Here is a 22,388-nt window from a genome sequence, read left to right on the forward strand (position 1 = left end):
CAGGTGCCGCTGTCGCCACTCCTTTCGGCGCGATCCTATGACGATCTGCCCGGTTGGGCCGACGACGATCATCTTGCAGCCTTCGAAGCCTTCCGTCGTTCGGCCTTCCACGCACCGATAAAGCCGTACCGTACCGGTTCGCTCGGTCTCGATTTTGCTGCGTTCGAGCCCGCCTATGCGGCAGCAAGGGCTGCGTCACCAGGCGACGGAACCGGTGCACGGGCGTTCTTCGAACATCATTTCGCCCCGGCGCACATCTCGCCCGACAATGAGGCCGGCCTGGTCACGGGCTTCTACGAGCCGGTGGTCGAAGCTTCGCCGGTGCCCGACGAGCGCTATCGCTGGCCCTTGCTGGCGCGCCCGGCCGACCTGATCGACATCGACGACGCCAACCGGCCTGCCGGCATGGATCCCTACCTCGCATTCGCGCGCCGGACGGCGGATGGACCCGTGGAATACCATGACCGTAGCGCGATCGAAGGCGGAGCACTTGCCGGACAGGGACTGGAAATTGCCTGGTTCGCCGACAAGGTCGATGTCTTCTTCATCCATGTGCAGGGTGCTGCCAGGCTCGACATGACCGATGGGCGGCAGCTGCGTGTCACCTATGCGGCAAAGTCCGGCCAGCGGTTCACGGGACCGGGCCGCGTGCTGGCCGACACCGGCGAGATTCCGCTCGAGAAGGTGACGATGCAGTCGATCCGCGCCTGGTTCAAGGCGAACCCGGATCGCATCGACGAAGTCCTCTGGCAGAACCGCTCCTTCATCTTTTTCCGCCCCGCAGCGGTGGACGATCCGGAACTCGGGCCGATCGCGGCGGCGAAAGTACCGCTCTCGGCTGGCCGCTCCATGGCGGTGGACCGCCTGCTGCACACGTTCGGCACACCGTTTTATGTCGATGCGCCGACCCTTACGGCCTTTGACGGCGAACCGTTCCGGCGGTTGATGATCGCACAGGACACCGGCTCCGCCATCACCGGCCCGGCACGCGGCGACCTGTTCGCCGGCTCCGGCGATGCCGCCGGGGAGATCGCCGGCGTGGTGCGCAATGCGGCCGATTTTTATGCGCTGGTGCCACGTTCGTTGCTCGAAGGACCAGCGGGATGACCCGGCGCCGCGACCAGGGTCTCTCCGAAGAAGATCGCGTGTTGTGGAACCTCGTCGCACGCTCGGCCAAGCCGCTCAAGGGCAAGTCGATCGTCGAACCCGCGGACGCGATCGAGCCGAAGCCACCACAAAAGGAGCCCGCGCCGGCCAACATCGTTGCCGCGGCGCCCGCCAGGCCGAAAGCGCAGTCCGTGCGCCACAGCCTCGACGAGCCGACATTGGACAAGCTGTCCAAGGGCAGGCTGCCGATCGAAGGCCGTGTCGACCTGCACGGCATGACGCAGGAAGAGGCGTATTCCCTGCTGTTTTCGTTCCTGCACCGCGCGCATGCCAATGGCGTGCGCTATGTGCTGGTCATCACCGGCAAAGGCTCTTCCTCCGGCGGTGACGGTGTGCTGAAGCGCTCGGTTCCAGCCTGGCTTTCGACACCGGCGTTCAGGATGCTGGTCTCCAGCCATGATCATGCCGCCCGGCATCATGGCGGCGGTGGCGCGCTTTACGTGCGCCTGCGGCGGACCAGACCATGACCCCGCTCGGCGAGCGTATCCGGGTGCTGCGCGAGGAACGCGGCGTCAGCCAGAAGCAGATGGCTGCGGCGATCGGAGTGAGCGCCGCCTATCTTTCGGCACTGGAGCACGGCAAACGCGGCGTACCGAGCTGGCCGCTGATCCAGAAGATCATCGGCTATTTCAACATCATCTGGGACGATGCCGAGGACCTGCAGCGGCTGGCCGAGAACTCGCATCCGAAGGTGAAGATCGATACGGGCGGCCTGTCGCCTGCCGCGACCGAACTTGCCAACCTGCTTGCCGAGAAGATAGGCAAGATCAGCGAAGCGGACATCCACCGCGTGACCGCGCTGCTGCGCGAGACAAAGCCCGTCTAGCGGTCTTCCGTCCGCAATTGCTAAAAAACCAAGAGCTAGAGCGCTTCGGTGAAACCGGAACCGCTCTAGGCGACCTTGTCGCGAACCTGGTAGTCCTTGATCGCGGCGAAACGGATCGCTTTCCAGCGCTCGGCCTCGTAGTTCAGCGAGAATTCGTGCTGCGCCAGGAATACCGGATCATTGTCGAGATCGCGGGCAATGTCGCCGCGATGCGCTTCGACAAAGCGCTGCAGGTCGAGCTTGTCTTCGGCGCTGATCCAGCGGCAGACCGAAAAACGCGACATTTCGAAATCGACAGGCAGCGAATATTCGATGTTGAGGCGTTCCTTCAGCACGTCGATCTGCAGCGCTCCGACGACACCGACGATCGCCGGTGAGCCGTCTTCCGGCTGGAACAGCTGGACCACGCCCTCTTCTGCCATCTGCTGCAGGGCTTCCTTCAGCTTCTTGGCCTTCATGGCGTCGCCGAGGCGCACACGGCGCAGGATTTCCGGCGCGAAGTTGGGTACGCCGCGAAACAGGATGTCCTCGCCTTCGGTCAGCGTATCGCCGATGCGCAGCGTGCCGTGGTTCGGAATGCCGACCACGTCACCCGCATAGGCTTCGTCGGCGGTGATGCGCGACCGCGCGAAGAAGAACTGCGGCGCGGTCAGCGACATCGGCTTGCCGGTGCGCACCAGTTTCGCCTTCATGCCGCGCTCCAGCGTGCCCGAACAGACGCGCACGAAAGCGATGCGGTCGCGGTGGTTGGGATCCATGTTGGCCTGGATCTTGAAGACGAAGGACGTCATCTTCGGTTCCGTCGCTTCCACCTTGCGTGTATCGGCCTCCTGCGCGCGCGGCGCCGGTCCGAAGGCGCCGAGCGCCTCGATCAGGTCGCGCACGCCGAAATTGCGCAGCGCCGAGCCGAAATACACCGGCGTGAGATGACCCTGGCGGAAGGCATCGAGGTCGAACGGCCGGCAGGCTTCCCTGGCAAGCTCCAGTTCCTCGATGAAAGCCGGGCGATCATTGTCCGGCAGCAGGCCGGCGGCGCGGTTGGAATCCGGCCCGTGCACCGGGGTGCGCTCGACTTCCTCGTCGTTGCGGCGCACGGCGTTCTCGGCAAGGTGATAGGTGCCGGCGAAGGTCTTGCCCTGACCGATCGGCCAGGTGATGGGAGCGGTGTCGAGCGCCAGTTTCTGTTCGATCTCGTCGAGGATCTCGAACGTATCGCGCGCCTCGCGGTCCATCTTGTTGACGAAGGTGATGATCGGAATGTCGCGCAGGCGGCACACTTCGAACAGCTTCAGCGTGCGCGGCTCGATACCCTTGGCGGCATCAATGACCATGACAGCCGAGTCCACAGCAGAAAGCGTACGATAGGTGTCGTCGGCAAAGTCTTCGTGGCCGGGCGTGTCGAGCAGGTTGAAGACGTTGTCGCCATATTCGAAGGTCATCACCGAGGTGACGACCGAAATGCCGCGTTCGCGTTCGATCTTCATCCAGTCCGAGCGGGTCTGGATGCGATCCTTCTTGGCCTTGACTTCGCCCGCGAGCTGGATGGCGCCGCCGAACAGCAGCAGCTTTTCGGTCAGCGTGGTCTTGCCGGCGTCCGGGTGGGCGATGATCGCGAAAGTGCGGCGGCGGGCAACCGCCTTCTCGATGGTTTCGGTCATTTAACAGGAATTCCGTTCGTTGGCCGGCTTCTAGCAGCGACAAACCCGCCTGTCGAACGGAAACGCGGGCCTATAGCACCGCCAGCAACCTGTCATAGGTCGGCGCCAGTCTCATGAGCTGGGCGGCGGCCGTCTCATCATCCCGGGCCGTCAGCGGATATTGCAGGCTGCCGATAAGGCGTGCCTGCTCGGCGGCGATCGCAGCGGCTTCCGCATGCCCGATGCGCGCAAGGCATGCCGCGGCATCGTTGGCGCGGCGCGCGCCGACCCGGACCGCAAAATGGATGAGATGCGCGCGCAGGCCCTTGCCGCAGCCGCTTCCAACCAGTCCAGCCAGCGCTTCGGCCGCCGCGCCGTTTCCGAGGCTGCCTTCGGGCATGTTCGGTACGGCTTTCATGGAGAGCCATCGACGGGCCGCTGGAAGTGACGCATGAATGGCATCCACCTCGGAAATCTCCCGCTGCCTGACGAAGCCGGTGCGCATGGTGAACGGCGTTCCGTAAGTCAGCGTCTTCGCCGTCCAGGCGTCCATGAAATCCGCCAGCGGCAGCGTCGCATAGGGATAACCCTGCGGGTCGTGCATCAGCACCCGGTCGCCCTCCACGTCGAGCACGACCACATAATGGTCGGCCTCTATCGGACCCGTCATACCCGGCTGATGCCTCAGATGGCCCATCTCGAGCGGGCCGACCCAGACCGGACCGTCGGCAAGCGCGGCCTCGAGATGAAGCAGGGCCTCTGCCGCGCTGCCACCTTTGGCACAATCGGATGTCCAGCCGAGCGCAGCCAGCGTGTCTTCGAAACTTAGTTCGGGGTCCCAGCCATAGGGGTCGAAGAAGGGGAGCTTGCCACCGATCAGCTGCATGCCAAAGGGGCTCGACGTGGCGAATTCGATCACGGCGACCGATGGGGCAGCCGCGCCGAACATCATGGCGAAGGAGTTGGCATAACAATAGGGACCGGAGCCGGTATAGGGAATGTGCATGACGGGAGTTTCCTTCAGGAATTGACCGGATAGGCGATGTCGAAATCCGCACCGCCGCTGCCGGGATAGATTTCATAGGGGCTGTCGATGGCGATCAGCCCATGCCGGTCGATCCAGGCCTCGAGTGCCTCGTAGACGGAAAGCACCAGCGGAAAGTTCTCATGGCCGGCCGGTACGGACACGAAGGCTTCGCGGCGGGCGGGCAGCAGCCTGATCAGCAGATCGTCAGCGGGTTCAACTGGCCCTTCGCAGGCAATCGCGACCTCGACCGGTCCCTCGTTGTCGCGGGTGGTGAGATCGTGATGGTGCACGCTCATCGGCCCGTCGCAGGCACGGCCTGAGGCGGCCAGATGCGCACGGATGTCTGCTTCCGCCTGCGCCATATAGGCGTCGAGGTCGGTCACGGTGACCAGGCGGCGCCGGCTCACGACCTTGGTCGCGGCAACATCGCGCAATGCGATTGCCAGCGGCGGGATTGCGGTCTCTGCTTGGCGAGCCATCGCCTCGACCAGTTCCGCGTGACCGGAGAGACGTTCGCTCTGCGCCTCCAGCCACGTGCGCAGCTCGATCGCGCGCGCCTGCGGCGACAGATCCAGCAGACCCGCGATGCGTGCCACCGGCAGGCCGAGCTGGCGCAGTCTCGCGATAAGCCGGGCGCGAGGCGCCTGGTCCGCCGCATAGTAGCGGTAGCCGGTCTGCGCATCGACATAGGCCGGCACCAGCAAGCCCTGCTCGGCATAGAGCCGCAGCGCTTTGGGTGACAGCCGGGTGGCCGCGCCGAAGCGGCCGGCAAGCAGATGAGAACGGGTCATGATCCCTGTCTAAGGCCAGCCCCAAGGGCGAGGTCAAGCGACAGAATGGTCCTGTTCTACAGTTGGGATTTGCACGCCTTAAAGCGCGAGATCGAACCCGCTGGTGGACAGGACCTCGCCATTGACGATCAGCTCGACGCGATGATGACCGGCGTGATGCTTGCGCGTGGTGAAGTCGCGAACGACCTGGCTGATGGAAAGCTCCGTCCTTGCCGCAGGTGCCAGCTCGATCTCCTTCAGCTTGAACACCTTCCTGGAGGCCGTTCCGGACTTCTTCACATAGTGGATCGCGTAGTCGACCACGAGCTTCTGGTTGCTGTCTGCCGTCGAGATCATCCGCGCCTCGAGCGCGATACGCTCGCCGAGCTGAATTCTCGCCGGCTTCACCGCGAAGTGTTCGACAGCCACTTCCGGCGTGCCGGTGCTGCCGATCAGGTGCAGGGCCCGCGCATCACCCTTCTTGATCAGCGTGCGCAGTGCATGTTTGACGATCCACGCGGTGCGGGCGTCCTGCAGGTCCCAACCGCGGACCCGTTCGATCACGCGGTCCGGATTGTCCTTGGTGATGTCGTTGAGATGGTTGGCCACCGATTTGCGCACATAGAGGCTGGTATCGCTTTTCAGCGCTTCAAGAATAGGTGCCGTCGGCGCGGGATCCGCAATCAGGGTCTTCAGGTTGAAAGACCAGGGCAGACGCGGCCGCGAGCCTTCGCTGGCCAGCCTCCGCACATGCTCGTTGTCGTCTTCCGCCCAGCCAACCATGACAGCCAGCGTCCGCTCGAAATCGCGCGCCAGGAAATGGCGGATGGCGAACTCGGCTGAGCCATATCGTGTGAAGTTGTGCAGTGCCCGCATGGAAAGGTCGAAATGCTCCTGCCCAAACAGCGCAACGAATTCCGGCAGGACGATCGAAGCAAAGCCGTGGTTGATGCGCGGGGCGAGCGCGTCGAGGATCTCGAGCGCCTCGCCGTAGCTGGCCGGCAGGGTTGCCTGGAAGCTTACCGCGGTCTGGCGCAGCCGCTGCATGATGCCGAGCGCGTCGAGATCATTGGTAGCGAGCGACAGAAACCGTTCAGCATCGAAGCCCGGCGCGATCGCCGCGGTTTCGCGTGCGAAATAGGCAAGCCGCGCCCGGTCGAATATCTCCTTCAGTGCCGGCGCTGCCTGTGTTTCCGTCATGCCCGTTTTCGCTTGATGAACCGTCAGTCCGCTCCTAGAGCGTTTCCGTTTTTCACGGAAACGCGGAAACGCCCTAGGTTTTTGTTTTCGCCGCATTTTTGTAACGCCAAGTGATTCCACATTGGCTACAAAATGCTCCTAATCCGGATCGCAGCAGCACGCCATCGGGCTTCCTGACACAGTCTGGCAGGAGTAATCTCAGCTGCCGGGTTGACGGCCCCTAAACGGTCCAGCCTCAAGCTCTTTCGAGTTCGCGCGACCTTGTCACAATTGCCGGGATCCAGTCTTGCAAGGCCACACCGATCGCATCGGCATGGTCTTCCTGCAGGTAGTGCGCACCTGGTCCGAGATTGATGACGTCGCAGTTTGTAAGCCGGGCCGCGAAGGTGCGCGCTTCTTCCGGCGAGACCAGCGCACCAGGGTCGCCGTGGAAGAGCAGTTTTGGATAGGTCGATACGCTCAGTGCACGATGATCGTGCGCGCTGATGGCCGCTACATCCGCCGGTTTGCCCTCGATCGGCATGTCGTTGGGCAAGGCGAGGATCGGCTTGCGGGTCTCGGCTGTCGGGAATGGTGCCCGATAGGCATCCATCTCATCCTTGGTCATCGTCCGCAGCACCGAGTTTGGCAGCACGCGTTCGATGAAGATGTTGTCGTCAAGCACAAGCTTGTCTCCTTGTCCCGGCGTACGGAACGCCCTGAACAGGTCGCGTGCCTGCGGCCGCTGGTGGAAGTCTTCCCAGCGTGCGAAAGGCTGGATGAATTCCATGAAGGCGAGCCCAAGTACCCGTTGCGGCCGCCGCGCAGCGAAGTGGAAGGCAAGCGCCGTACCCCAATCCTGCGCCACCAGAACGACATCGCGGATATCCATCTTTTCGATGAAAGCGTCGAGATAGCGCACCTGGTCGAAGAACCGATACGCGATATCCGGCTTGCCGGACTGGCCATAGCCGATGAGATCCGGAGCAATGCAGCGTGCAATCGGCGACACGTGCGGGATGATGTTGCGCCAGATGTAGGACGAGGTCGGGTTGCCATGCAGGAACAGGACGGTCGGACCAGCGCTGCCGGCTTCGACATAGCTCATCGTTGAATCAAGTATCGCCAGCTCGCGGCGTCCGGGCTGTTGTTCGGTCATGACGAAACGCCTCCAAAGACGGTTGCAAAAACGATGGTCTTGAACCGTTCCAGCGGTTCCGGACTGCGCTCGACCTTCATGCGCAGCATGGCGCCTTGCCACGAGGAGAGCAGGAAATCGGCAAGATCGATGGCGCTGAAGCGATCCGTGATCTGGCCAGCCGCCTGGCCCTCGGCAATGCAATCGGCGAAGGGCCTGCGCCAGCGCTCGAATATGGACACCAGCTGCAGTCGAAGCGGCTCGCTGTACACGACCGTCTCGAGGCTGAGATTGCCGACCATACAACCGCGCGACCACTCGGCGGCCTCCAGCCTGGAGGTGATGAGATCGAGATAGCGCCGCAATCGCTCGACCGGCGGCGTGCCGTCGTCAGCCAGCGCCTGTTCGACCAGCCCTGAAACATAAGCGAAGTAGCGATCGATCACCTCGCCGACGAAGGCCTCCTTGGACGGAAAGTGGTTGGTGAAGGAACCGGGTTTGGCCCCAGCCGCAGCGACGATATCGCGGACACCGGCAGCGGCGTAACCGGCGTCCCAGATCGTCTGGAAACCGGCTTCGAGAAGGTTTTCGCGGAGTGATTGTCTAGCCATGACTCATTTAATACGTACGTACGTATTAAAGTCAAGGCATGTGTGCGGAGATCCATGAAAGGCGTTACCAACACGGAAATGGGCCTGGTGTCAGGAACCTGATGGAAGAAGTGTCTCTACCGCGTCTTCTCGCGCAGCAGGGCAACGATGGCAGCGGCCGTTTCCTCGATCGAACGGCGGCTGACGTCTATGGTCGGCCAGCCATGGCGCCCGCACAACTGGCGGGCATAAGTCAGTTCCTCATTGATGGAGGCGCGATCGACATAAGCGGTGGAATCAAAGCCGGTGGTCGAGCCCAGCAGTCGATTTTGCCGCACATGCGAGATGCGCTCGGCAGTCGCCACCAGGCCGACCACCAGAGGTGTCTTGGCTTCGACCAGCGCCGGAGGCACCGGCACGCCAAGCACGATCGGGATGTTGGCGGTCTTGATGCCACGGTTGGCCAGGTAGATCGAGGTCGGCGTTTTCGAGGTGCGGGAAATGCCGATCAACACGACATCGGCTTGTTCCATGTCGAGCGGCAGTTGGCCGTCGTCATGTTCCATGGTGAAGTTCAACGCGTCGATGCGGCGGAAATATTCTGCATCCAGGACATGCTGCGCACCGACTCGCCGGCCGGCCGGCGTACCGAGATAGGATTGGAAGACCGCCAGCACCGGTTCCAGCACCGACACACAGGGCAGGCCCATGCTTGCGCAGCGTTCGTCGATACGATGGGCAAGTGCCTGATCCACAACCGTGTAGAGCACGATGCCGGGTTCTTCCTCGATGTCGTCGAACACCTTCATCAGCTGTTTTTCGGTGCGGATGAGCGGATAGATGTGCTCGATGGCGCGCGCATCCTTGTATTGCGCCGATGCGGCGCGGCCGGCGGCCAGCAGGGTCTCGCCCGTAGCATCGGAAATCAGGTGCAGGTGGAAGAAGCTTTGCGGTTTGTTCACAAGGGCTCGCGTCGTGCTGTGGGTGGATGTGGATAAGTCGGGACCGATCCGGCGGGTGTGCAAAACCGACTGTATCAGATGGCCAGTTGTCCACAATTGATGGCGCTGTCAGCTTTTTGCGGCTGCTGGGGACAAGTCTGGGGAGGACGGAATCTGACCGGATCTCGTTCACAGCCGAGACAAAAGATCACGCCGGCCAGCGCTTTGATTCCAAATATGGATTCAGGTTTTCCCCACTGTTCCCAAATCCGCGAGAAAAACCACGCGACATTATGGAGACTGGCGTTTTGGCGCGTGATGCTGGACAGCTCGACATCCCCGATTCAAACAGACTCGTAGAATCAGAAGACTCTTTTAGAATCTCTTTTAGTTATAGATAGGCTTTCGAAAGCGGGCTCATGGCTGCCAGACGGACTGTGCTTGAAGTGCTGAAAGGGGAGACGGTTTCGCCGCCTCCGCTCTGGATGATGCGCCAGGCCGGTCGCTATCTTCCTGAGTACCGGGAGACCCGGAAGCGGGCGGGTAGCTTCCTCGATCTCTGCTACAATCCGGACCTTGCGGTCGAGGTGACGCTGCAACCGATCGAACGCTTCGGTTTCGATGCCTCGATCCTGTTCTCCGACATTCTGGTGGTACCACACGCGCTCGGCCGCGATCTGCGTTTCGAGGAGGGTCGCGGGCCACTTCTGACGCCGATCCAGGCTCATGAGATCGATGCGCTGAACACCGAACTGTTTCACGTGAATCTGGCACCGGTTTACGAAACGGTACGCCAGCTGCGCCGAAAACTGCCGGATGAAACCACCTTGATCGGCTTCTGCGGAGCGCCCTGGACAGTCGCGACCTATATGATCGCCGGCCACGGCACGCCGGATCAGGCGCCAGCACGGCTGTTTGCCTATCGTGAGCCTGACGCTTTCAAGCGGCTCTTGAAGACGCTGGCAGATCAGTCGGCAGCCTATCTCATCCGCCAGATCGAAGCGGGTGCGGATGTCGTGCAGATATTCGATTCCTGGTCCGGCGTTCTGGACGAGGCTTCGTTTCAGGCCTTCTGTGTCGAACCGGTGGCCGACATCGTGCGGCAGGTCCATGCCGTACACCCGGATGTGCCGGTGATCGGCTTTCCGAAGGGCGCCGGTACCAATTACGCATCCTATCGCGGCAAGACAGGTATATCAGGTCTCGGTCTCGACTGGACCGTGCCGTTGACCGCCGCCAAGGCGCTGCAGAAGGGTGGCGCGGTTCAAGGCAATCTGGATCCATTGCGGCTCGTCGCCGGCGGGCGGGCCCTGCAAGAGGGCGTCGATGCCATTCTGGAAGCGCTGGCCGATGGGCCGCTGATCTTCAATCTCGGTCACGGCATCACGCCGGAAACGCCGATCACGCATGTCGAGGCGATGGTGAAGCAGGTGAGGAGCCGCCGATGACCAATAGCAACAGCACAGCCGGCGGCGGGCAGGCCATGCGCCGCGCGGCGATCGCCATTGCCATCTTCCTGTTTCTGGCTGCGCTGCTCTATCTGGTGGCGCCGGAGGATTTCTATCCCTGGGCCAAGGCCATCCATGTGATCGCGGTGATTTCCTGGATGGCCGGCATGCTCTATCTGCCGAGGCTGTTCGTCTATCATTCCGAGACCGAGCGCGGCTCGCAGCAATCGGAAACCTTCAAGGTGATGGAACGGCGCCTGCTGCGCGGCATCATCAACCCGGCAATGGTGATCAGCTGGGCGTTCGGCCTGTGGCTGGCCTGGAAGGGCTTCGGGTTCCAGGGCGGCTGGCTGCACGCCAAGCTTGCGGCCGTGCTGGCGTTGTCGGCGGTGCATGGCTATCTGTCGGCCGCGGTGCGCAAATTCGCAGAAGATCGCAATGAAAAACCGGCCAGACACTGGCGGATCGTCAACGAGATCCCCACATTGTTGATGATCATCATTGTTGTGCTGGTGATCGTAAAGCCGTTCTAAGCGGCGAAAGCCTGGCGGAAGCTGTTATTTCGCGCCTTGCTCTTTGCATGGGGTGACGGTACAAGACGGGTCTCTCCTCGTCACGCGCCCCCATTTGACTTCCTACCTCTCGGTCGCGTTCGGCTTTTTCTATCGCCGGCCCATTTTCCCATTTTTACACTTAGGCTCCTCTCATGCAGGAAATGAAACTCCAAGAATTCAAGAACAAGAAACCGACCGATCTGATCGCCTTTGCCGAATCGCTCGAGGTCGAGAACGCCAGCGTGATGCGCAAGCAGGAGCTGATGTTCGCCATCCTCAAGAAGCTGGCCGCGCAGGACATCGAGATCATCGGTGATGGCGTCGTCGAGGTGCTGCAGGACGGCTTCGGCTTCCTGCGCTCGGCCAACGCCAACTATCTGCCAGGCCCGGATGATATCTACATCTCGCCCTCGCAGATCCGCCGCTTCTCGCTGAAGACCGGCGATACGGTCGAAGGGCCGATCCGCAGCCCGAAGGAAGGCGAGCGCTATTTCGCGCTGCTCAAGGTCAACACCATCAATTTCGACGATCCGGAGAAGATCCGGCACAAGATCCACTTCGACAACCTGACGCCGCTCTATCCGAACGAGCGTCTGAAGATGGAAATTGAAGCCCCGACCAAGGACCTGTCAGCGCGTGTCATCGATCTGGTGGCGCCGCTCGGCAAAGGCCAGCGTGGCCTGATCGTCGCGCCGCCGCGTACCGGTAAGACGGTGCTGCTGCAGAATATCGCCCATTCCATCACCGCTAATCACCCGGAATGCTATCTTATCGTGCTTCTGATCGACGAACGTCCGGAAGAAGTGACCGACATGCAGCGTTCGGTGAAGGGCGAGGTGGTTTCCTCGACGTTCGATGAGCCGGCCGTTCGCCACGTGCAGGTTGCCGAAATGGTCATCGAAAAGGCCAAGCGCCTTGTCGAGCATGGCCGTGACGTCGTCATCCTGCTTGATTCGATCACCCGCCTCGGCCGTGCCTACAACACCGTGGTGCCGTCATCCGGCAAGGTGCTGACCGGCGGTGTCGATGCCAACGCGCTGCAGCGTCCGAAGCGTTTCTTCGGTGCCGCCCGCAACATCGAGGAAGGTGGTTCGCTGACCATCATCGCGACCGCGCTGATCGATACCGGCAGCCGCATGGACGAAGTGATCTTCGAAGAGTTCAAGGGCACCGGCAACTCGGAAATCGTGCTCGACCGCAAGGTTGCCGACAAGCGCATCTACCCGGCGATGGATATCCTCAAGTCGGGCACCCGCAAGGAAGACCTGCTGGTGCAGAGGCAGGATCTGCAAAAGATTTTCGTGCTGCGCCGCATCCTCGCGCCGATGGGCACGACCGACGCGATCGAGTTCCTCATCGACAAGCTGAAGCAGACCAAGACCAATGGCGACTTCTTCGATTCGATGAACACCTGATCGGCAAGTTCTCGATCGACCTAAACATAAGGCGCGCTCTTCGGGGCGCGCCTTTTTGCTTTGGGACATGGGTTATCGCGCTGGAAGCAGGAACACTCTGAAATCGGTGCGATCCAGGGTGCGGCTAGCCAGCTGCCGGAGCCACCGGATTGACGTGTTCCCTACGCTGTTTTTGTTCGCAGGAGCTGCTCCAACGCGTCAGGATCGGAGACGGGCGGCAGGCAGGACTGGGCCATGCACAGATAAGCGCCGGGTTTGTCGGTTGGAGGCACCACGTCGCCGGGCAGACTCGGCGCGGTGCCACCGAAGGGAACGGCGATGTCCATGCGGCGCGGGTCCGGATTTCGATTCGCCACCGCAACGAGGCTTGCCTGGGTGGGATCTTCGACGATAAGCAGCTTCAGCGGTTCGAGCGCCAGGGCACAGGAATTGACGATACCAACCTGACCATAGGTCTGCTGTCCGGCGCGGCCCTGGGCGTGCTCGGCCACCGTGAGCGCTTTTTCGTGCAGCGCGATGTCGCCTGTTATCGTCGACAGGCGTATCACGGCTTCAACGACCTGTCCGGTGGCGGACGCTATGGCTTCGTCGGCATCGCCACGGATGCGGATCGGCACATCGCTGCTGTCCGATGCGGACAGAAAATATCCGGTGCGATCCGGGTCGGCATGCCATTGGTCCAGCTGTTCGGCCAGGTTCCTGGCGACGCCTAGGTAGTGTGCATCACCGGTTGCTTCGAACAGCGCCGTTGCGGCGGTGATCATTGCCCCATAGTCGCTGGACAAGGCCGGGAACAATTTCCTGTCGCCGAGTATGGAGTGAGGAAGGCGGCCGTTTTCGGCAGCTGCCAGGATGCCGGCAAAGGCCTGCGCGGCAAGATCGATCCAGTCATTTCGCGCAAGGCTGCGGCCACACTCGGCCAGGGCGGTGATAACCAGGCCATTCCAGTCGGCCAGCACCTTGTCATCTCGTCCTGGACGCACACGGGTGGCTCGGTCCGCGAGGAGCTTCGCCTTCAGGCCGGCGACGATCGGATAGTTGGCAACCTCCCGGTGCCGCTGCTCGTCGGTCTGGCGGAGGATCGGTTTGCCTTCCCAGTTGGAGGGAGCAGCGAGGTCATAATAGATTGCGAGAGCGGGAAGATCGGACTGCAACGCGTCGGCGAGCTGATCCTGGCTCCAGGTGTAGAAAAGACCTTCCTCGCCGTCGCTGTCGGCATCGAGGCTGGAGGCGAATGCTCCGTTCTCGATGCGCATTTCGCGCAAAAGCCAGCCGATGGTTTCTTCGATTCGAAGCCGGAACAATTCGTCATGCGTGGCGGCGTAAGCCCAGTTCGCCATGCGCAGCAGCTGGGCGTTGTCGTAGAGCATCTTTTCGAAATGCGGCACGGTCCAGTAAGCATCGGTGGAATAGCGGCAGAGGCCGCCGCCGACATGGTCATAGATGCCACCGGCCAGCATCTTCCGCAGCGACAGGAGGACGGAATCGCGATGAGCAGCGGTCCCGTTCTGCAGCCAGGAAAGCCAGAGTGCCGTCATGAAGGGTGCGTTCGGAAACTTCGGAGCGCCTTTCAGTCCGCCTTCGTTCCAGTCGATCATGCTTTCGATGCCGTCTGCCAGGCGTGGCAGGGTTTGCCGATCGAGCAGGGCCTTGGGCTGCGTTGCCGAGAGCCGCGAGGCGACGTGCGTGATCAAGCCGCCGGCACTCTGGTTCAGGCTGTCCCGCTTCTCACGCCAGGCCTTTTCGACCGCCTCGAGCACCTGGACGAAACCCGGCCGACCGTAGCGCGAACGCGGCGGAAAGTAAGTCCCACCCCAGAACGGTTTGCCATCAGGGGTCAGAAACATGGTCAAAGGCCAGCCGCCCTGCTCGCCCATGGCGGAGAGCGAGGCCATATAGATCTGGTCGATGTCGGGACGTTCTTCGCGATCAACCTTGATGTTGACGAAGAACCGGTTCATGACGCCGGCGATTTCGTCGTTTTCGAAACTTTCATGCGCCATGACATGGCACCAGTGACAGGCAGCATAACCGACGGAAAGCAGGATCGGGCGATCCAGCGTGCTCGCCTCATCCAACGCTGCCTGTGACCAGGCTCGCCAGTAGACGGGGTTCTGCGCATGTTGGCGCAGATACGGACTTGCTTCTTCAGCGAGCAGATTCTTTTGCGGTAAAATCACGGTTCTAGCCTGTTCTCTATGTTGCGGAGGGTAGGGCATTTCGAAGAGCGGACAATGAGATTTTCGGATTCGATCGTTGCGTTATCGAGTGGAAAGCTGCCAGCCGGTGTCGCGGTGGTGCGTTTGTCTGGCTCTAGGACTCGATTCGCTCTCGAAACGATTTTGGGCGCATCGGTTCCTGAACGTGAGGTGATGCTGCGTCGGTTGAAGCAATCCGATGGATCGCTGATCGATACCGGGTTGGTGATCTTCTTTCCTGGGCCGGCCAGCTTCACCGGTGAGGATGTCGCGGAGTTTCAGGTCCACGGTGGCAAGGCTGTGGTGTCTGCGCTGCTGCGGACACTGACCGCCATTGACGGCATCCGTCATGCTGAACCCGGTGAATTTACCAGACGTGCTTTCCTGAACGGCAAGCTTGACCTCGTCGAGACCGAAGCTCTCGCGGATCTGATCAACGCCGAGACGGAATCTCAGCGCCGTTTTGCCCTGCTTAATGCGAGCGGTGCCCAGAGCGAACTTTATGATGGTTGGCGCCGGCGGTTGATCCATGCGCGCGCAATGATCGAGGCTGAGATCGATTTCGCCGACGAAGACGACATTCCGGGCTCCGTCTCCGATACCATCTGGTCTGATATGCGCAAGCTTTCCAATGAGATCACCGGGCATGTTAGCGGGTTTCATGCCGGGGAAATCATCCGCGAAGGCTTCGATGTGGTGATTTTGGGCGCGCCGAATGCCGGAAAGTCGAGCCTGTTCAATGCGCTGGCCCGGCGTGAAGCCGCAATCGTCAGTGATGAACCCGGAACGACCCGGGATCTGCTTGAAGTCGTGCTGGATCTGCATGGCCTGAAAGTTCGATTGACGGATACCGCGGGGTTGAGAGAGCAAGCCGGCACGATTGAAGGCATAGGCATTCAGAGAGCGAGGAACCGCGCTCAAAGCGCAGACCTGATTGTGGCGCTGCAGGACGTGACCGTCGCGCCGGCGGATATTGAGTTACCATCCGGCCCGCGCCTGCTTCGCGTCGGGACGAAAGTGGATCTGCTCGCCGCAGAGACGAAGGCCGAGGATGCGTTCGATCTTGTTGTCTCTGCGAAGACAGGCGCCGGTCTGGATCAACTGCTCGAGACGCTCGGAGAACTGGCGGATGGCGCCAGTGGTGCTGCAGGGAGTTTGCTGCCAACACGCCTGCGCCATGTCGAATTGTTGGAAGAAGGCAGGGCGTTCATCGAGAGGACGCTCGTCCAGACCGACCTGGAACTTCAGGCAGAAGATCTACGGCTGGCTGGAGAACGGCTTGGCCGGATCGTCGGCATCGTCGACGTCGAGGATCTGCTCGACGTGATCTTCTCGCAGTTCTGTATTGGGAAGTGACTCACGTGAAACACCAGCACTCGATCCCGAGGACTGGAACCGATTTTCGGAGAGGGACGGCACACTCCACCCCCATGCGCCAGACCAAAGCTCCTATGGCGTCCGTTGCGCGTCCGAGAGGATGCACTGGCACGCGGGTGACTCACGTGAAACATCTCGGGCAGGCTGACTCACGTGAAACAATAGCCCTGTCTATCGATCACAACTGATACGTGTTTCACGTGAAACGTTCGGTTTTTCTTGACAGGAATCATTCGGAAGAACATGACAGCGCTAGCGAAACTCCTGGAGCATAAACAATGATCAGCAGCTACGACGTCGTCGTGGTTGGAGGCGGCCATGCCGGCTGCGAGGCTGCCAGCGCTGCAGCCCGCGCTGGTGCACGCTGTGCTTTGGTCACGTTGCGCTTCGACACGATCGGCGTGATGTCTTGCAACCCCGCTATCGGCGGTCTCGGCAAAGGTCATCTCGTTCGCGAGATCGATGCCATGGATGGCCTGATGGGCCGTGTCGCCGATGCTGCTGGTATCCAGTTTCGTCTGCTGAATCGCCGCAAGGGTCCTGCTGTGCGCGGTCCCCGAACGCAGGCTGATCGCAAGCTGTACCGGCTGGCGATGCAGGATGCCATCCAGGCGCAGCCAAATCTCGACGTGATCGAAGGCGAGGTTTTCGATCTCGAGGTCAAAGACAACATCGTCTCAGCGGTAGTGCTGGCTGACGGTCGACGTCTGTCTTGTGGCGCCGTGGTCTTGACCACAGGTACATTCCTGCGCGGATTGATCCATATCGGCGACCGCAAGATCGTTGCGGGACGCATGAATGAACAAGCGTCCGTCGGCCTGTCGGCAACCATGGAGCGCATCGGTTTCAAGCTCGGTCGTTTGAAGACAGGCACACCGCCGCGGCTGGATGGGCGCACGATCGAGTGGAAAGTTCTGGAGAGTCAGGCCGCGGATGAGAACCCGGTTCCGTTCTCTTTGATGACGGATCGTATCCGCAATCCGCAGATTGATTGCGGTATTACGCGCACGACTCCGCAATCGCACGCTGTTATCCGTGCCAATCTCAATCGCTCCGCCATGTACTCCGGCGAGATCGAAGGCGTGGGACCACGCTATTGCCCATCCATCGAGGACAAGATCGTCAAGTTCGGCGACCGTGAGGGTCATCAGATCTTCCTGGAGCCCGAAGGTCTCGATGATCCGACGGTCTACCCGAACGGGATTTCGACATCGTTGCCGGAAGATGCGCAGCTTGAATTGCTCAAGACGATCCCGGGCCTTGAACGCGCGACGATGCTGCAGCCGGGTTATGCCATCGAATATGACCACATAGATCCTCGCGAACTGCACCAGTCGCTCGAGACCCGCAAAGTCCAGGGACTGTTTCTTGCCGGTCAGATCAACGGTACGACGGGATATGAAGAGGCCGGGGCGCAAGGGCTTGTCGCAGGTTTGAACGCGGCGCGCCGCGCCGGCGGCAGCAGCCAGGTCGTGTTCAGCCGCACCGAAGCTTACATCGGGGTGATGATCGATGATCTTACAAGCCGCGGCATTGCCGAGCCTTATCGTATGTTTACGTCGCGCGCGGAGTTCAGGTTGTCATTGCGCGCCGACAATGCCGATGAGCGTTTGACGGGGAAAGCCATCGACCTCGGTATCGTCTCGGTGGAGCGAACCCGTCGCTTCGAAGAAATCAGGACACGGATCGACTCGGCGCGTGAGTTGGCGAAGCAGATCCGTTTCACCCCGAACGAGGCGGCGAACCATGGGCTGGAGATCAACAAGGATGGAGTGCGGCGCTCCGCGTATGAGCTGCTGGCCTATCCGGATGTCGATGTAGCCTGGCTGGCAAGGATCGATGCGCAGTTTGGAGCCATCGATGCCAAGACGGCGGAAGCTCTGGAGATCGAAGCAAAGTATTCCGTCTATCTGGATCGTCAGAAAGCGGATGCGGAGCAACTGCGCCGCGAGGAAGGCCGGCAGATTCCCGCAGAACTTGATTTCGGCGCTGTAGCCGGACTGTCCAATGAACTCAAGCAGAAGATGCGGGATCGCAAACCGCGGTCGATCGCCGAAGCCCAGCGCATGGAGGGTATGACCCCGGCGGCCCTGGCCGTGATTGTGGCTCATATCCGAAATGCGGAAATCGTCGAGAAGGGCGCCGCGTGAGCGCTGCATCCTACGAGAGTTTGCGGGAAGTGGCGGGAGACGTTTCACGTGAAACGTTTGCGGCGCTCGAGGCCTTTGAGGCACACTTCCTGAAATGGAACAGAAGCATAAATCTCGTTGCGTCCTCGACGGAAGGCGACGTCTGGCGCCGGCATATCCTGGATAGTGCGCAGCTCGCGGCGATAGAACCGACAGCAACGCGCTGGGTGGATATCGGCTCCGGCGGTGGCTTCCCTGGACTGGTGATGGCGTTTCTGCTCGGGGAGCGTGGTGGGTCGATTGGTCTGGTCGAGAGCAATCGCAAGAAGACTGGCTTCCTGCAGGCAACTGTCGGGCAGTTTCGTTTGCCCGCGCGGATCATTGCCAGGCGTATCGAAGACTCATATCCATTTGTGGGTGTGCCGGAGATCGTTACAGCACGTGCCTTGGCTTCGCTGGTCGATCTCCTCGATCTCACGGAGCCCTGGTTGGCTTCGGGCGCACGTGCCTTGTTCCACAAAGGGCGGGATTATCAGCGGGAAATCGAAGAAAGCACTCACCGCTGGCGCTTCGATCTGGTAGAACATCCAAGCATGATCGACCCACAAGGGGTTGTGCTTGAGCTGCGAAATGTTCGCAGAGTTTGATTCAACGTGTGATGCTAGCGAAATGAATTTGTGGCGGAAAACCATGACCTCCACCGGACCCAGGATCATTACGGTTGCCAACCAGAAGGGCGGTGTCGGCAAGACGACCACCGCCATCAACCTGGCAACAGCGCTCGCCGCGATCGGTGAGCGTGTGCTCATCGTCGACCTCGACCCTCAGGGCAATGCCAGTACCGGGCTCGGTATCGATCGTCGCGATCGTGCGGTCTCTTCCTACGATGTGCTCACCGGCCAGCTCGATCTCGAGGCTGCGGCAATGCCGACGGCCGTACCCGGCCTGTCGATCGTTCCTTCGACGCTCGACTTGCTTGGCATCGAGATGGAGATCGCCTCGGCACCGGATCGTGTGCTGCGCCTGCGCAACGCCATCCATGCCTCCGATCAGTTCAGCTATGTGCTGATCGACTGCCCGCCGTCACTCAACCTGCTGACGCTGAATTCGATGGCGGCAGCTGATTCGGTGCTGGTGCCGCTGCAGTGCGAGTTCTTCGCACTAGAAGGTCTGAGCCAGCTGCTCGAAACGGTCGAGCAGGTGCGCGGATCGATCAACCCGAATTTGAGCATCCAAGGCATCGTGCTCACCATGTTCGATGGTCGCAACAACCTCGCCAACCAGGTCGTGCAGGATGTGCGCGCCTATATGGGCGACAAGGTCTATGAGACGATCATCCCGCGCAATGTGCGCGTGTCGGAAGCGCCGTCCTACGGCAAGCCGGCGATCCTCTATGATCTCAAATGTTCCGGCAGCCAGGCCTATCTGCAGCTGGCTTCGGAAGTGATTCGCCGCGAGCGGCAGCTGCGGGCCGCATAGGATTTGATACACTGGAGCGGTTCCGTTTTTGACGGAAACGCGGAAGCGCTCTAACTCCTTGTTTTTACACAATTCTGGTTGGAAAACCGTTGTATACTTTTCCTGGAATTGCCTGAGCAAAACGACCTGGAAGACCTGAGATGAACGACGATCCTTCGAGAAAGCGGCTGGGACGAGGGCTTGCAGCACTGATCGGCGAAATCGACCGACCTGCGGCCTCGGCTACCGAACAGCCGCGTCCTGCGGCTGACGGCAAGGTTCCGATCGAGTTCGTCTCCCCCAATCCGCGCAACCCGCGCCGCCATTTCGGGGATGCCGAGCTGACGGATCTTTCCCAGTCAATTCGCGAACATGGCGTGGTCCAGCCGGTGGTGGTGCGTTCGTCGCCCACACAGCAGGGCCGCTACGAAATCATCGCCGGCGAGCGGCGCTGGCGGGCAGCGCAACGCGCCGGCCTGATCGAGATTCCGGTGATCGTAAGAGAGGTCAATGACCGTACGGCGCTCGAGTTGGCGATCATCGAAAACGTGCAGCGTGCCGATCTCAACGCGGTCGAAGAGGCGCTTGGCTACCAGCAGCTGATCGACGATCACGGCTATAGCCAGGCCGATCTCGGCCAGGTGATCGGCAAGAGCCGCAGCCATGTCGCCAACACACTAAGGCTTCTGAAACTGCCGGATGTCATCCGCGACATGCTGGTGGATGGCTCCTTGTCAGCCGGCCATGCGCGCACGCTGGTCACCGCACAGGATCCGGCAGGACTTGCCAAGCGTATCGTGGAAGAAGGGCTTTCGGTCCGTCAGGCTGAAGCGCTCGCGCAGATGCCGGTGCAGGCGCAGCGCGAGGCCAAGCTCTCGACGCCCACGGAGAAGGATCCGGATACGCTGGCACTGGAAAAGCTGCTGTCCGATGTCACCGGCATGAAAGTGGTGATCGCGCACAAGAGCGGGGGCGGCGAGCTGCGTGTCTCGTACCGTTCGCTCGACCAACTAGACGACCTCTGCCGGCGGCTGAAACAGGCCTGAGCTGCTGATTCGACATCAACCGCTTTGCGCTAAGTCACTGTGGTAAAATAGCTTTGTGACCGCCTTGGCGCTGATCGAGGCGTTTTCGCCCCCTGGAAAGCGAGACGCGTCGCTGCTTTTCGGACGAAACCCGTCACCTACCTGCGGGTTTGCTCTACCGTCGTTGCGCCAGCCGCGCGCTTTCCACGGCAATGCCCAGCAAGGCCTGCCGGGCAATCGGCTCGGCAAGATCGGATCGCCTCCGTGTCTGCAGGACAGCGGCCTGGAGTCGTGCCAGCGCCCGGTTCAGGGCTTCGGAACTCCAACGCTCCAGCGCCGTCTCGATCAAACGGCGTCGCGTGAAGAAAACCGGCGGCTTGTGGGCGGCAACGACCGAAGCCGCATTGCGCCCGCCACCGGCCTCCATTGCGCCACGCATCGCATGCAACGCCTGGAACTGACGCATCGCGGCAGCCAGCGCCAGGAATGGCTGCCCGCCAGCCTGGCATTGACGGGTGAAAGCCGTGTCGAAATCGTCCAGCCTGCCCGCCAGCACGGCATCGACCGCATCATCAAAGGATTGTCCGGAGACATCGCCGGTCAGCATGCGCACGTCTTCCAGCGTAATCTCGCGGCGGCCGTGCGCGTAGAGCGCCAGCTTCTCGACTTCGCTGCGCGAGGCGAGGCGATCTCCGCCGAGATTGCGGCGCAAGGCCTGGCGTGCCTCAAGCGTCATCGTCATTCCGGCCTTGCCGAGTTCGTCATCGATGACGGTCTCGATGTCGCGCGCGTCGTCGGCATAACAGGGCAGCGCCATCGCGCCGCTCGCCGCCTCGACTGTTGCGCGCAGCCCGACACCTTTCTTCAGGTCACCAGCCTCGATCAGCACGATGGCGTCACGCGGTGGCTCGGCCAGCAGGGCTTTCACGTCGTCGGCGAGGTTCTTCTGGGCGCCGGCGTTGCGCAGCCACAGCAGGCGCCGATCGGAAAACATCGGCACGGTGCGGGCCTCATCGAGCAGGCGGCCCTGGTCGCGGTCGGCGTCGCCGGCATCCAGCTTCACAACGGAGAAGGGGTCATCGAGCGGCAGTCCGGTACGCGCTGCGAAAACCCGCGCGCGCTCCGCCACCAGCCCGCGGTCCGGGCCATAGATGAGCACCAGCCAGGTCCCAGGGTCCGGCCGGGCCAGCCACGAATCGACTTCTGAGGCTTTCTTCTGTGCCATGCTGGTCCCCTAGCATGATGCGGCGCTCAAAGCATGTGCTGTGGGCGGCCGTTTTGTGCCACCGACGTCCGAAAATCGGAGAACGAACGCGCAGGAAGCGAATCCGGTGGATCGAAAAACAGCACAAGCGCTCACAGCGCTTGCGGCAGCTTTTGGAATGGAAGTCACGGCAAGCAATCGCATTTGTTGCCGCAAGAGGCATGGATGAGACGGGATATTACGCGCGTTTCCTGCAACATTGCGCCGCCGCCGGAGCCGAGAGCACCGTGCTGGGAGAGGCAAAC

The 22,388-nt window shown here is 61.4% G+C and carries 20 protein-coding genes; 11 read left to right on the top strand and 9 right to left on the bottom strand.

Annotated features, from left to right (window positions below; all coding sequences use genetic code 11):
- The first annotated feature begins 3 nt into the window (after nt 1-3).
- Genes C1M53_RS11520 through C1M53_RS11530 form a run of 3 tightly spaced genes read left to right on the top strand, consistent with a single transcriptional unit; the run spans nt 4 to nt 1,993 of the window.
- Nucleotides 4-1,107 carry a murein transglycosylase A gene (locus tag C1M53_RS11520; protein WP_129412374.1) on the top strand — a complete coding sequence of 368 codons (1,104 nt, stop codon included), beginning with the start codon at nt 4-6 and terminating at the stop codon, nt 1,105-1,107.
- Nucleotides 1,104-1,634 (top strand): Smr/MutS family protein, encoded by a 531-nt coding sequence (locus tag C1M53_RS11525; RefSeq protein WP_129412375.1) that lies wholly within the window; start codon nt 1,104-1,106, stop codon nt 1,632-1,634. Before C1M53_RS11520 ends, C1M53_RS11525 begins: the two co-directional genes overlap by 4 nt.
- Nucleotides 1,631-1,993, top strand: a complete 363-nt coding sequence (locus tag C1M53_RS11530) for a helix-turn-helix domain-containing protein (RefSeq protein WP_129412376.1) — start codon at nt 1,631-1,633, stop codon at nt 1,991-1,993. Before C1M53_RS11525 ends, C1M53_RS11530 begins: the two co-directional genes overlap by 4 nt.
- A gap of 65 nt (nt 1,994-2,058) precedes the next feature.
- On the opposite strand, the gene C1M53_RS11535 is transcribed toward C1M53_RS11530, so the two are convergent.
- The 7 genes from C1M53_RS11535 to C1M53_RS11565 form a co-directional block, all read right to left on the bottom strand.
- Nucleotides 2,059-3,651: a peptide chain release factor 3 gene (locus tag C1M53_RS11535; RefSeq protein ID WP_129412377.1), complete on the bottom strand. Its 1,593-nt coding sequence runs from the start codon at nt 3,649-3,651 to the stop codon at nt 2,059-2,061.
- A 70-nt stretch (nt 3,652-3,721) separates the two neighbouring features.
- The gene (locus C1M53_RS11540) at nt 3,722-4,636 is read right to left on the bottom strand and encodes a hypothetical protein (protein WP_129412378.1); all 915 of its coding nucleotides are present in this window, start codon (nt 4,634-4,636) and stop codon (nt 3,722-3,724) included.
- A 14-nt stretch (nt 4,637-4,650) separates the two neighbouring features.
- A complete protein-coding gene (locus C1M53_RS11545; protein ID WP_129412379.1) occupies nt 4,651-5,448 on the bottom strand; it encodes a MerR family transcriptional regulator in 798 nt (265 codons plus the stop codon).
- A 78-nt stretch (nt 5,449-5,526) separates the two neighbouring features.
- Nucleotides 5,527-6,627, bottom strand: a complete 1,101-nt coding sequence (locus C1M53_RS11550; RefSeq protein WP_129412380.1) for a DNA alkylation repair protein — start codon at nt 6,625-6,627, stop codon at nt 5,527-5,529.
- Between the two features lie 235 nt (nt 6,628-6,862).
- Nucleotides 6,863-7,765 carry a haloalkane dehalogenase gene (locus C1M53_RS11555; RefSeq protein WP_129412381.1) on the bottom strand — a complete coding sequence of 301 codons (903 nt, stop codon included), beginning with the start codon at nt 7,763-7,765 and terminating at the stop codon, nt 6,863-6,865.
- Nucleotides 7,762-8,355: a TetR/AcrR family transcriptional regulator gene (locus C1M53_RS11560; RefSeq protein WP_129412382.1), complete on the bottom strand. Its 594-nt coding sequence runs from the start codon at nt 8,353-8,355 to the stop codon at nt 7,762-7,764. Before C1M53_RS11560 ends, C1M53_RS11555 begins: the two co-directional genes overlap by 4 nt.
- 116 nt (nt 8,356-8,471) lie before the next feature.
- Complete coding sequence (locus C1M53_RS11565) at nt 8,472-9,296, bottom strand: pyruvate, water dikinase regulatory protein (RefSeq protein WP_129412383.1); 825 nt, start codon at nt 9,294-9,296, stop codon at nt 8,472-8,474.
- Nucleotides 9,297-9,694: 398 nt separating this feature from the next.
- Between C1M53_RS11565 and hemE the strand changes: the two genes are divergently transcribed.
- The 3 genes from hemE to rho all read left to right on the top strand — a co-directional run bounded on the left by hemE (nt 9,695) and on the right by rho (nt 12,692).
- Complete coding sequence (gene hemE / locus C1M53_RS11570; protein ID WP_129412384.1) at nt 9,695-10,723, top strand: uroporphyrinogen decarboxylase; 1,029 nt, start codon at nt 9,695-9,697, stop codon at nt 10,721-10,723.
- Complete coding sequence (hemJ, locus tag C1M53_RS11575; protein WP_129412385.1) at nt 10,720-11,256, top strand: protoporphyrinogen oxidase HemJ; 537 nt, start codon at nt 10,720-10,722, stop codon at nt 11,254-11,256. The genes hemE and hemJ overlap by 4 nt, the downstream gene beginning before the upstream one ends.
- Nucleotides 11,257-11,429: 173 nt before the next feature.
- Nucleotides 11,430-12,692 carry a transcription termination factor Rho gene (gene rho / locus C1M53_RS11580; protein ID WP_129412386.1) on the top strand — a complete coding sequence of 421 codons (1,263 nt, stop codon included), beginning with the start codon at nt 11,430-11,432 and terminating at the stop codon, nt 12,690-12,692.
- Nucleotides 12,693-12,853: 161 nt separating this feature from the next.
- Here the strand turns inward: rho and C1M53_RS11585 are convergent, their stop codons facing one another.
- Complete coding sequence (locus C1M53_RS11585; RefSeq protein WP_129412387.1) at nt 12,854-14,872, bottom strand: thioredoxin domain-containing protein; 2,019 nt, start codon at nt 14,870-14,872, stop codon at nt 12,854-12,856.
- 54 nt (nt 14,873-14,926) lie between these two features.
- On the opposite strand from C1M53_RS11585, the gene mnmE reads away from it, so the two are divergent.
- The 5 genes from mnmE to C1M53_RS11610 all read left to right on the top strand — a co-directional run bounded on the left by mnmE (nt 14,927) and on the right by C1M53_RS11610 (nt 20,900).
- Nucleotides 14,927-16,246, top strand: coding sequence for a tRNA uridine-5-carboxymethylaminomethyl(34) synthesis GTPase MnmE (mnmE, locus tag C1M53_RS11590; RefSeq protein WP_129412388.1), 1,320 nt, complete (start codon nt 14,927-14,929; stop codon nt 16,244-16,246).
- 299 nt (nt 16,247-16,545) lie between these two features.
- Nucleotides 16,546-18,417, top strand: a complete 1,872-nt coding sequence (mnmG, locus tag C1M53_RS11595; protein ID WP_129412389.1) for a tRNA uridine-5-carboxymethylaminomethyl(34) synthesis enzyme MnmG — start codon at nt 16,546-16,548, stop codon at nt 18,415-18,417.
- The gene (gene rsmG, locus C1M53_RS11600) at nt 18,414-19,043 is read left to right on the top strand and encodes a 16S rRNA (guanine(527)-N(7))-methyltransferase RsmG (protein WP_129412390.1); all 630 of its coding nucleotides are present in this window, start codon (nt 18,414-18,416) and stop codon (nt 19,041-19,043) included. The genes mnmG and rsmG overlap by 4 nt, the downstream gene beginning before the upstream one ends.
- A 43-nt stretch (nt 19,044-19,086) precedes the next feature.
- Nucleotides 19,087-19,875: a ParA family protein gene (locus C1M53_RS11605; RefSeq protein WP_129412391.1), complete on the top strand. Its 789-nt coding sequence runs from the start codon at nt 19,087-19,089 to the stop codon at nt 19,873-19,875.
- 140 nt (nt 19,876-20,015) lie between these two features.
- Nucleotides 20,016-20,900, top strand: a complete 885-nt coding sequence (locus C1M53_RS11610) for a ParB/RepB/Spo0J family partition protein (RefSeq protein WP_129412392.1) — start codon at nt 20,016-20,018, stop codon at nt 20,898-20,900.
- Between the two features lie 154 nt (nt 20,901-21,054).
- Here the strand turns inward: C1M53_RS11610 and holA are convergent, their stop codons facing one another.
- Nucleotides 21,055-22,104: a DNA polymerase III subunit delta gene (gene holA / locus C1M53_RS11615; RefSeq protein ID WP_129412393.1), complete on the bottom strand. Its 1,050-nt coding sequence runs from the start codon at nt 22,102-22,104 to the stop codon at nt 21,055-21,057.
- Nucleotides 22,105-22,388: the final 284 nt, after the last annotated feature.

Source organism: Mesorhizobium sp. Pch-S, assembly GCF_004136315.1.
Lineage (GTDB): Bacteria > Pseudomonadota > Alphaproteobacteria > Rhizobiales > Rhizobiaceae > Mesorhizobium.